Raw genomic sequence first — 8,760 nt, 5'->3', positions numbered from 1 at the left:
ACCTGCGACCTCTGGGTTATGAGCCCAGCGAGCTACCGAGCTGCTCCACCCCGCGTCGGTAGCGACCACCTTACGTGAGGACCGCGGGGAACCCAAAATTGCGCGGAACCTAGGGCTTGGCGGGCTCCTTGGTCTGGTTGGCCAGGGTGAGGGCCTGCTCGATCTTGTCGCGAGCGGCGGCGACCTTGGCGGCGTACTGCTCCAGGTTGCCGGCGCGCAGGGCGTTGTCGGCCTCGGCGAAGAGGACGTCGGCGGCGTTGAGCAGGCGGCGGATCTGGACGGCCTTCGAGCCGGTGGGCTGCTCCTCCCCGCCCTGGCCACCGCCACCGCCGTCGCCGCCACCACCCGGCGGGCGGCTGGGGGTCTCAGAGGGGGCGATGTCGAGGACGTCGTTGATCGCCTCGCCCAGGGTGGTGCCGATGCCCGAGCGGCTGCCGAGCGAGACCAGCACGAACTTCAGCACCGGGTAGCTCGCCGTCGACTGCTCCTTGAGGGCGTAGAGCGGCTGGACGTAGAGCAGGCCGCCGCCGACGGGAAGGGTCAGCAGGTTCCCGTAGACCGCCTTGGAGTTGGTGCGGGTGAAGGCGACCAGCTCGTTCTGGATCTCGTCGTTGGCGGCGAAGAGGTTGGCGATCTGGCCTGGTCCGGGGATCTGCGAGGTCGACGGCAGCCGCAGCACCCGCAGCGTGCCGTAGCCGTCCTGGTCCGCCGCGGCGTCGGCCGACAGGAAGGCCGCCAGGTTGTCGCGTTTGGCGGGGACGTAGACCGAGGTCAGCGAGAACGTCGGCACCTCGTCACCGCTGGGGGTCTGCACGGTCAGCCGGTACGGCGGCTGGAGGCTGGTCTGCTTGTCGGGATCGAGCGGCACCTCCCACTGGTCGTTGCGCTCGTAGAAGTCGTTGGGATCGGTCACGTGGTAGGACGCCAGCTGGTAGCGCTGCACCTTGAACAGGTCCTCGGGGTAGCGCATGTGGGCCAAGACGTCCTCGGGGATCTCCGAGCGCTGCAGCACCGTGCCCGGGAACGCCTTGGTCCACGCCTTGAGGATCGGGTCGGACTCGTCCCAGGCGTAGAGCTTCACCGTGCCGTCGTAGGCGTCCACGGTCGCCTTGACCGCGTTGCGCATGTAGTTGATCTCGTCGGTGGGCAGCGTCTGGAAGGTGGTGTTCTGGGCCAGCGAGTCGGTCGTCATGTCCTCGAAGGACCCCAGCTGGGACAGCGGGTAGCGGTCGGTGGCGGTGTACCCGTCGAGCATCCACACGACCCGACCGTCCACGACCGCGGGGAACGGGTCCTCGTCGACGGTCAGCCAGGGCGCCACCTTCTCCACCATCTCCCGCGGGTTGCGGTGGAAGAGGATCTTGGAGTTCTCGTGGACCCGCCCGGACAGCACCAGGTTCCCGTCGCCGAACCGCATCGCGAACAGCACCTTGTGGAACAGGTTGCCGATGTCGACACCGGCCTTCCCGTCGTACGTCGTGGTGCTCTCCGCGCTGCCCTCGTCGGAGCCGCCGGGGAGGTCGAGCTCGATGTCGGGGGAGTCCGCCGCGACCTTCCCGACCACCGAGTAGTCCGGGCTCTTCTCGCCGAAGTAGATCCGCCCCTCGTAGCCGTCGGGCGTCAGGTCGGTGAGCTGTCCCTGCGGTGGGATGTCCTTCTCCGCCCAGGCCGGCTCGTCCCCGGTCACCTGAAGCGCGTTGTCGGCTGCCTTCTGGTTGCCGTAGGCGGCGATCATGCCGTAGCCGTGGGTGTAGACGGTGTGCAGGTTCGCCCAGTTCTTGCTGTTCTCGGGCAGGCCCGCCTGGTCGAGCTCGCGGACGCCGAGCACCAGGTCACGCTCGATGGGGGCCTTGCCGTCGCCGGGCGGGATGTCGTAGCGGTCCACGTCGAGCACCGGCGCGACCGAGTAGTAGCCGCGCACCTGCTGCTTCTGCTCGAAGATCGGCTGCACCAGCCGCGGGTCGATCAGCCGGATCCCCGGGGTGTTCAGCGCCGCCCGGGCGAGCTCGGTGTCAGGCAGGGGGGAGATGCCGCTGTACGGCTCGACGACGGTGTCCTCCAGGTTGTACGCCGCCCGCGTCGCCTCGATGTTGGCCTGGATGTAGGGCGCCTCCTTGTCGGCCTCCGAGGGGTCGACCTGGAAGCGCTGCACCACGCCGGGCCAGATCATCCCGAGCAGGACGGCCGAGAGCACCAGCAGTGCGAGCCCCACCGACGGGAGCAGCCAGGTGCGCCGCCACACGTTGAGGAAGAACAGGATCGCGCAGATCAGCGCGATCCCCGTCAGGATGTTGCGCGCCGGCAGGACGGCGTGGTCGGCGGTGTAGTTGACGCCGGTGAACAGCGCGTGCTTCTGGGTGAGCAGGTCGAAGCGGCCCAGCCAGTAGCCGACGGCCTTCGCGAGCACGAAAACGCCCACCAGCGCCGAGAGCTGCGCCTGCGCGCCCGGCGAGAACCGGTCCCGCTTGTTCTGCAGCCGGATCCCGCCGAACAGGTAGTGCACCAAACCCGCCGCGATCAGCGCCACAACGGTGACCACCATGACGAGCTCGACCAGGTAGTGCAGCCACGGCAGCTCGAAGACGTAGAACCCCAGGTCCCGCTTGAAGTAGGGGTCCTCGCGCCCGAACGACACCGAGTTGCGCCAGAGCAGGAACGCGCGCCACTCCCCGGCCGCCGACGCGCCCGCGAAGATGCCCACCACGGTGGCGATGCCGGCCACCAGCCAGACCCGGCGCGGGGCGACGACGTCGCGGTAGCGGTCCAGGCTCACCTGCTCGGGCGAGGCCGGCCGGAACATCGGCCGCAACCGGTAGGCCAGCAGCATGTTGGCCGCGACAACCGCGGCAACGAGGGTGCCGAACACCAGGAAGAGCAGGATCCTCGTCCAGATCAGCGTGCTGAAGACGCCGCCGTACCCGACCGACTCGAACCACAGCCGCTCGGTCCAGAAGGAGGAGAACCCGGTGAACGCGACGAACAGCCCCGCCAGCACCACCGCGGTCCAGAGCAGGGCTCGCGACCGGCGCGGCGCCGACCCGGCCGGCTCGTGGTCCGCGGCCTCGACCTCGTCGTCGAAGAACCCACTCATCTAGATCGACTCCTCCTGCAACGTCCCCACCAACAGCTCCAGCAGCCCCGGCACCAGGTCCTCCCCGCCGACCACCGACCGGTCGTCGTCGTGGCTTCGCAGCCGCAGAGCACAGTACGTCGTCCCTCCGCGTGTCGCGCCGGCGACGATCCGCACCTCCTGGCGCAGCGGGTGCGCACGGGCGAACTCGGTGGCCTCGCCGGGGTCCTCCGGGAGCTCGGCGTCCACCTCCGGCGGCAGCACCAGCCGCTCCACCACCGCGGCGCAGCCGGCCACGTCGGGTGGCCACATGATCTCCTCGAGCACCTGCTCCAGGGGCTCCTCCGGGGCCAGCGGGTCCTGCTCGACCGCGGTGAGCGCACCCTCCCGCGCCGCGTCGTCCAGGCCCATGTCGGCCAGGGCCGGCTCCTGCTCCACCAGCCGGGCGGTCTCCACCAGCGCGAACAGCCGGGCCGGCTGGTCCCAGCCGCCCTCGGCGGCGTGGGCCTCCAGCTCCCGGACCACCGCGGCCAGCGGAGTGTCCTGGGCGGGCTCGGTCGCGCTCATGCCGCCCCCGCCGTGCAGCTCGGGAGGCTCGCCCCGGGGTCCTCGGCCCACCGCTGGACCGACGTGAGCGCGGAGTGCATGGTGTCGACCCGCACCAGCTCCATGTCGCCGCGCGGGGCGCCCAGGGCGTCCTGGCAGTTGTCGGCCGGCACCAGGAACAGCTTGGCGCCTGCGTCGCGTGCGGCCACGACCTTCTGCTGGATGCCGCCGATCGGGCCGACCTTGCCGGTCGGGTCGATGGTGCCGGTGCCGGCGACGGTCTGTCCGTCGGTGAGCGAGCCGGGCGTGAGCGTGTCGTAGATCCCCAGGGAGAACATCAGCCCGGCGCTCGGGCCGCCGATGTTGGGGTCGATGTTGACGGTGACGTCGAAGGGGAAGTCGTAGCCGGGCCCGGGCACCACGCCCACGCGCGGGTGCCCGTCGACGGTCGTGGGCGTGATCTCGACCGTCATCGGCTTGCCGTCGCGCTGGATCCCGAACTCCACCGGCTCGCCGGCCGGAGCCCCCTGGAGCGCGTCGACCACGTCCTGGGGGGTGCGCACGTCGGTGGTGCCGACCCGGGTGATCACGTCCCTCACCTTCAGCCGGCCCTCGGCCGGCATGCCCTCGGTCACGTCGAGGACCTCGACGACGGGGGTGGCGCGGTAGCCCAGCTCGCGCAGCGCCACCGCGGTGGCGGCGTCCTGGGAGGAGACCATCTGCACCGCCGACTCGGTGCGCGAGTCCTCGGCCGTCTCGTCGGGACCGTAGAGCGCGTCGTACGGGTAGACCGCCTTCTCGTCGCTGAGCCAGGCCTCCATCGCGTCCAGCAGGGTGACCCGGCCGCCGGGCTGGGTGACGTAGACCGTGGTCATCCGCAGCTGGCCGTCGTCGCGGAAGGACCGGTGGCCCTCGACCTGCACGATCGGCTCACCGTCCTGCTTGCCGAGCACGTTGACCGTGATGCCGGGGCTGTAGGTGACGTAGGGCAGCGGCAGCAGGCTGGCCGCCACCACCAGAGCGAAGAGCAGCACCCCTGCCAGCACGGCTGCGTACAGGCGCTGACTCATGCGGCCAAGCCTCTCACCCGCGGGCAACTCAGCTGGCGCGGCGGGGGGCGTCGGCCTCCGGGGCGGGCTGGGCCGGCCTCGAGGTGCGCACCACGACGCCAGTGCTGCGGTCACCGGCCGGCGGCGGTGGGGCTGCGTAGCGGATCCGGTGGTCCCGGCTCAGCGCCCGTCCCATCCGGGCGGCGGCGACCTCGGGGTCGACCTCCCCGCGTTCGCGCTCGAGCCAGGAGACCCACAGCATCGCGGCCACCGTGACCACGACCGGCGGCACCAGCCAGAGCAGGATCTCCACGAGGGCCAGACTAGGCAGACCGACCGGCCAGGGCGGGGAGAAACGCGGGTCAGGGAGTCCCGACCCACTCCTCGGTGCCGCCCTCGAACCGCTGGTGCTTCCAGATCGGCACCTCGGCCTTGAGTGTGTCGATGAGCGCGCGGCTGGCCTCGAACGCCACGTCCCGGTGGGCCGCGGCCGTGGCCACCACGACGGCGAGGTCGCCGACGGCCAGGGGCCCGGTGCGGTGCACCGCGGCCACCGCGTGCACGGCGTACTCCTCGGCCACCCGGCTGCACACCTCGCGCATCCGGTCCAGCGCGCTGGGGTGGGCGGAGTAGTCCAGCGCCACCACGCCGCGGCCGCCGTCGTGGTCGCGCACCCGGCCGACGAACAGGGTGAGCCCGCCGCTGCCGGCCTCCTCCAGGGCCGCCAGCACCTCGGCCACGTCGAGGGGCTCCTCACGCAGGGCCACCAGGCGTACGACGGGAGGCGGGGTCGAGGTCACCGGCCGAGCCTAGCCGCGGTGTCGGCGGGTGCAACCGCGGACCGAGTAACTTGGGGGCATGACCAGCAACCCCGGCGAGGGTCCCGAGGAGCAGCCGAACCCGTTCCGCGGCACGCCGTTCGAGCAGCTCTTCTCCGGCTCCGGCGGCATGCCCGACCTCGCGCAGATCTTCAGCCAGATGCAGTCGCTGATGCAGCCCCACGAGGGCATCATCAACTGGGACTACGCGATGGACACCGCCCGCAAGACCGTGGCCCGCACCCCCGACCCGTCGACCACCCCCCGGCAGAAGGACGCCGTGGCCGACGCCGTCCGGCTCGCCGACCACTGGCTGGACGAGACCACCGGGTTCCCCTCCGGGGTCAGCACCGCCGCGGCATGGAGCCGGGCGGAGTGGATCGTGGGCACCACCGGCGTGTGGAAGGTGCTCGTGGAGCCGGTCGCCCAGCAGCTGATCGGCGCCATGGGCAGCGCGCTGCCCGAGGAGGCCCGGTCGATGGCCGGCCCGTTCCTGGGCATGATCGAGAAGGCGACCGGGCTGATGGTGGCCACCCAGGTGGGGCAGGCCATCGGCGGGCTGGCCGGCGAGGTGCTGGCCGCCTCCGACATCGGGCTGCCCCTCGGCCCGGACGGGGTGGCCGCGCTGCTCCCGGCCAACGTCGCGGAGTTCGCGGCCGGGCTGGAGGTCGAGGAGAGCGACGTGCTGCTCTACCTGGCGCTGCGCGAGGCCGCCCACCAGCGGCTGTTCGCCCACGTGCCGTGGCTGCGCCAGCACCTCATCGACGCGGTGGCCGACTACGCCCGCGGCATCGAGATCGACACCAGCGGCATGGAGGAGCAGCTGCGCGGCCTGGACCCCAGCAACCCCGCCGCCCTGCAGGAGGCGCTCCAGGGCGGACTCTTCGAACCGAAGGACACCCCGGCCCAGAAGGCGGCGCTGTCCCGGCTCGAGGTGACCCTCGCCCTGGTCGAGGGCTGGGTCGACGAGGTCGTCGGCCAGGCCACCGCCGAGCGGATGCCGGCCGCGGTCAAGCTGGCCGAGGCGGTACGCCGCCGGCGCGCGGCCGGCGGCCCCGCCGAGCAGACCTTCGCCTCCCTGGTCGGGCTGGAGCTGCGGCCGCGCCGGCTGCGGGACGCCTCCACCCTGTGGGGCTCCCTGCGGGTGCGGCAGGGCACCGAGGCCCGCGACGGCGTCTGGATGCACCCCGACCTGCTGCCCACCGCAGCAGACCTGGACGACCCTCTGGGCTTCCGGGAGGGGGCGGTGGCTCCAGAGGAGCTCACCGCTGACGAGTTCGACGCCGGGCTCGCCGACCTGCTCGAGGGCCGGCTCGGCGACGCGCCGGACAACCCGCCCGACGAGTGAGCGCCGGGTCGTCGGCGTCGGCCCTGCACGCGGACGCGGTGGCGGTGCTGCGCGCCTGGGTGCCGCCGTCTGCGGCGCAGGAGGCGCTGCGGGCCCGCTACCTCGACCACCTGGCGGCGCACCCGGACGGCCTGAGCCGGGACTGCTACCCCGACCACCTGACGGCCAGCACGCTCGTGCTCTCCGCCGACGGCACCCACGCTCTGCTCACGCTGCACGCCAAGGCGGGGCGGTGGTTCCAGCTCGGCGGGCACTGCGAGCCGGGCGACACCACGCTGTCCGGGGCGGCCCGGCGGGAGGCCGAGGAGGAGTCCGGCCTCGCCGGGCTGGTGCTCGACCCGGTGCCGCTGCGGCTCGACGAGCACGAGGTGCCCTTCTGCGGCCCCCGCGGCGGCGTCCACCACCTCGACGTGTGGTTCCTGGCTCGGGCGACCGGTCCCATCGGACCCACGGTGTCGCCGGAGTCCCTGGCCCTGCGCTGGTGGCCGGTGGAGTCGCTTCCCGGCGACCCGCGGCCGTGGGCCGAGGCCCTCGCCTCGGCGCGGGCGCGCCGCTCAGTCGACAGCTGACCAGCCGTCGCCCTCCGGCGGGTCCAGGTGCGCCGCCGCGGCGTACCCGACGAGGTAGCCCTTGGCGCGCTCGGCGCGCGGGTAGCGGTCCACCCAGGCCCAGAACCGGTCGCTGTGCCCCTGCTCCAACAGGTGGGCCAGCTCGTGGACCAGCACGTAGTCGACCACCCACGCCGGCATCCCCTGAAGCCGGCGCGAGAGCCGGACCGAGCGGTCCGCGGGGGTGCACGACCCCCAGCGGCTGGTCTGGTTGTCGACCCAGCGCACCGAGTCCGGCACCGCCAGCCCGTCGAGGTACTCCTCGCTGAGCCGCCGGGCCCGCGTCATCAGGTCGGCGTCGGTGGGGCGCCGCCGCGCCTCGGAGCGCTCCAGCCGGGCGAGCATGCTCTCGACCCACTCCGCCTCCTGCGCCCGGGTCGCCGAGGCGGGGATCATCACCACCACCCGCTCCCCGTCACGGTACGCCGACACGGTGCGGCGCCGCCGCTTCGAGCGGCGCACCTCCACCTGGCTCCTTGACACCCTGCGACGCTACCGCGTCAGGCGGCGGAGTTCGACCACCGCAGCAACCGGTCGCGGGGCCAGGTGTTCACGATCCGGTCCGGGTCGATCCCGGCCTGCTCGGCGCGGGCGCAGCCGTAGTCGAGGAAGTCCAGCTGACCCGGGGCGTGGGCGTCGGAGTCGATGGCGAACAGGCAGCCGGTGTCGCGGGCCAGCTCCAGCAGCCGGGTGGGCGGGTCGCGCCGCTCGGGCCGGGAGTTGATCTCGACCGCGACGCCGTGCTCGGCGCACGCGGCGAAGACCGCCCGGGCGTCGAACCGGCTGCTCGGCCGGGTGCCACGGCCCCCGGTGACCAGGCGGCCCGTGCAGTGGCCCAGGACGTTGGTCCACCGGTTGCGCACGGCGGCCACCATGCGGCGGGTCATCGCGTCGGGCTCCATGGCCAGCTTGGAGTGCACGCTGGCCACCCGCAGGTCGAGCCGAGCGAGCATCTCCTCGGTCTGGTCGAGGCCCCCGTCGTCGAGGATGTCCACCTCGATCCCCCGCAGCAGCGTGAAGCCGCTGCCGGCGAGCTGCTCGTTGACGGCGGCCACGACGTCGAGCTGCCGGGCGAGCCGCTCGACGGAGAGGCCGTGCGCGACCTTGAGCCGCGGCGAGTGGTCGGTGAGGACGGCGTACTCGTGGCCGAGCTCGAGGGCGGTGAAGGCCATCTCCTCGATCGGCGAGCCGCCGTCGGACCAGTCGGAGTGGGTGTGCAGGTCGCCGCGCAGCGCCGTGCGCACGGCCCGGCCGTCGGGGGCAAGCGGGCCGGCGTGCTCGTGCTCCAGGGCCGCCAGCCGGGCCGGCGTGCGGCCGGCGG

The 8,760-nt window shown here is 72.8% G+C and carries 9 protein-coding genes; 2 read left to right on the top strand and 7 right to left on the bottom strand.

The window, feature by feature from the left end:
- Positions 1-109 precede the first annotated feature (109 nt).
- From PLP61_RS11735 to PLP61_RS11715, 5 genes are read right to left on the bottom strand one after another with little or no spacing between them, the layout of a single operon-like run.
- Positions 110-3,091, bottom strand: a complete 2,982-nt coding sequence (locus PLP61_RS11735; RefSeq protein WP_324502903.1) for a UPF0182 family membrane protein — start codon at positions 3,089-3,091, stop codon at positions 110-112.
- Positions 3,092-3,637, bottom strand: a complete 546-nt coding sequence (locus tag PLP61_RS11730) for a PPA1309 family protein (RefSeq protein WP_324502902.1) — start codon at positions 3,635-3,637, stop codon at positions 3,092-3,094. It abuts the gene before it with no gap.
- Complete coding sequence (locus tag PLP61_RS11725) at positions 3,634-4,686, bottom strand: YlbL family protein (protein ID WP_324502901.1); 1,053 nt, start codon at positions 4,684-4,686, stop codon at positions 3,634-3,636. Before PLP61_RS11725 ends, PLP61_RS11730 begins: the two co-directional genes overlap by 4 nt.
- Positions 4,687-4,714: 28 nt before the next feature.
- Positions 4,715-4,978 carry a hypothetical protein gene (locus tag PLP61_RS11720; RefSeq protein WP_324502900.1) on the bottom strand — a complete coding sequence of 88 codons (264 nt, stop codon included), beginning with the start codon at positions 4,976-4,978 and terminating at the stop codon, positions 4,715-4,717.
- Positions 4,979-5,027: 49 nt separating this feature from the next.
- Positions 5,028-5,465 (bottom strand): molybdenum cofactor biosynthesis protein MoaE, encoded by a 438-nt coding sequence (locus PLP61_RS11715; RefSeq protein ID WP_324502899.1) that lies wholly within the window; start codon positions 5,463-5,465, stop codon positions 5,028-5,030.
- Between the two features lie 58 nt (positions 5,466-5,523).
- Between PLP61_RS11715 and PLP61_RS11710 the strand changes: the two genes are divergently transcribed.
- Together PLP61_RS11710 and PLP61_RS11705 are read left to right on the top strand one after the other, a co-directional pair.
- Positions 5,524-6,831, top strand: coding sequence for a zinc-dependent metalloprotease (locus tag PLP61_RS11710; protein WP_324502898.1), 1,308 nt, complete (start codon positions 5,524-5,526; stop codon positions 6,829-6,831).
- Positions 6,828-7,400: an NUDIX hydrolase gene (locus PLP61_RS11705; protein ID WP_324502897.1), complete on the top strand. Its 573-nt coding sequence runs from the start codon at positions 6,828-6,830 to the stop codon at positions 7,398-7,400. The genes PLP61_RS11710 and PLP61_RS11705 overlap by 4 nt, the downstream gene beginning before the upstream one ends.
- Here the strand turns inward: PLP61_RS11705 and PLP61_RS11700 are convergent.
- Positions 7,386-7,922, bottom strand: a complete 537-nt coding sequence (locus PLP61_RS11700) for a M48 metallopeptidase family protein (protein ID WP_324502896.1) — start codon at positions 7,920-7,922, stop codon at positions 7,386-7,388. The genes PLP61_RS11705 and PLP61_RS11700 overlap by 15 nt on opposite strands.
- Positions 7,923-7,939: 17 nt before the next feature.
- Positions 7,940-8,760 (bottom strand): PHP domain-containing protein (locus tag PLP61_RS11695; RefSeq protein ID WP_324502895.1); only part of this gene is annotated, 821 nt, incomplete at its 5' end.

The sequence above is a fragment of the Nocardioides sp. genome (assembly GCF_035429765.1).
In the GTDB taxonomy this organism is placed as follows: Bacteria; Actinomycetota; Actinomycetes; order Propionibacteriales; family Nocardioidaceae; genus Nocardioides.
Note: the sequence above shows the minus strand (reverse complement) of the source record. Positions and strands in the feature narration are given on the sequence as shown.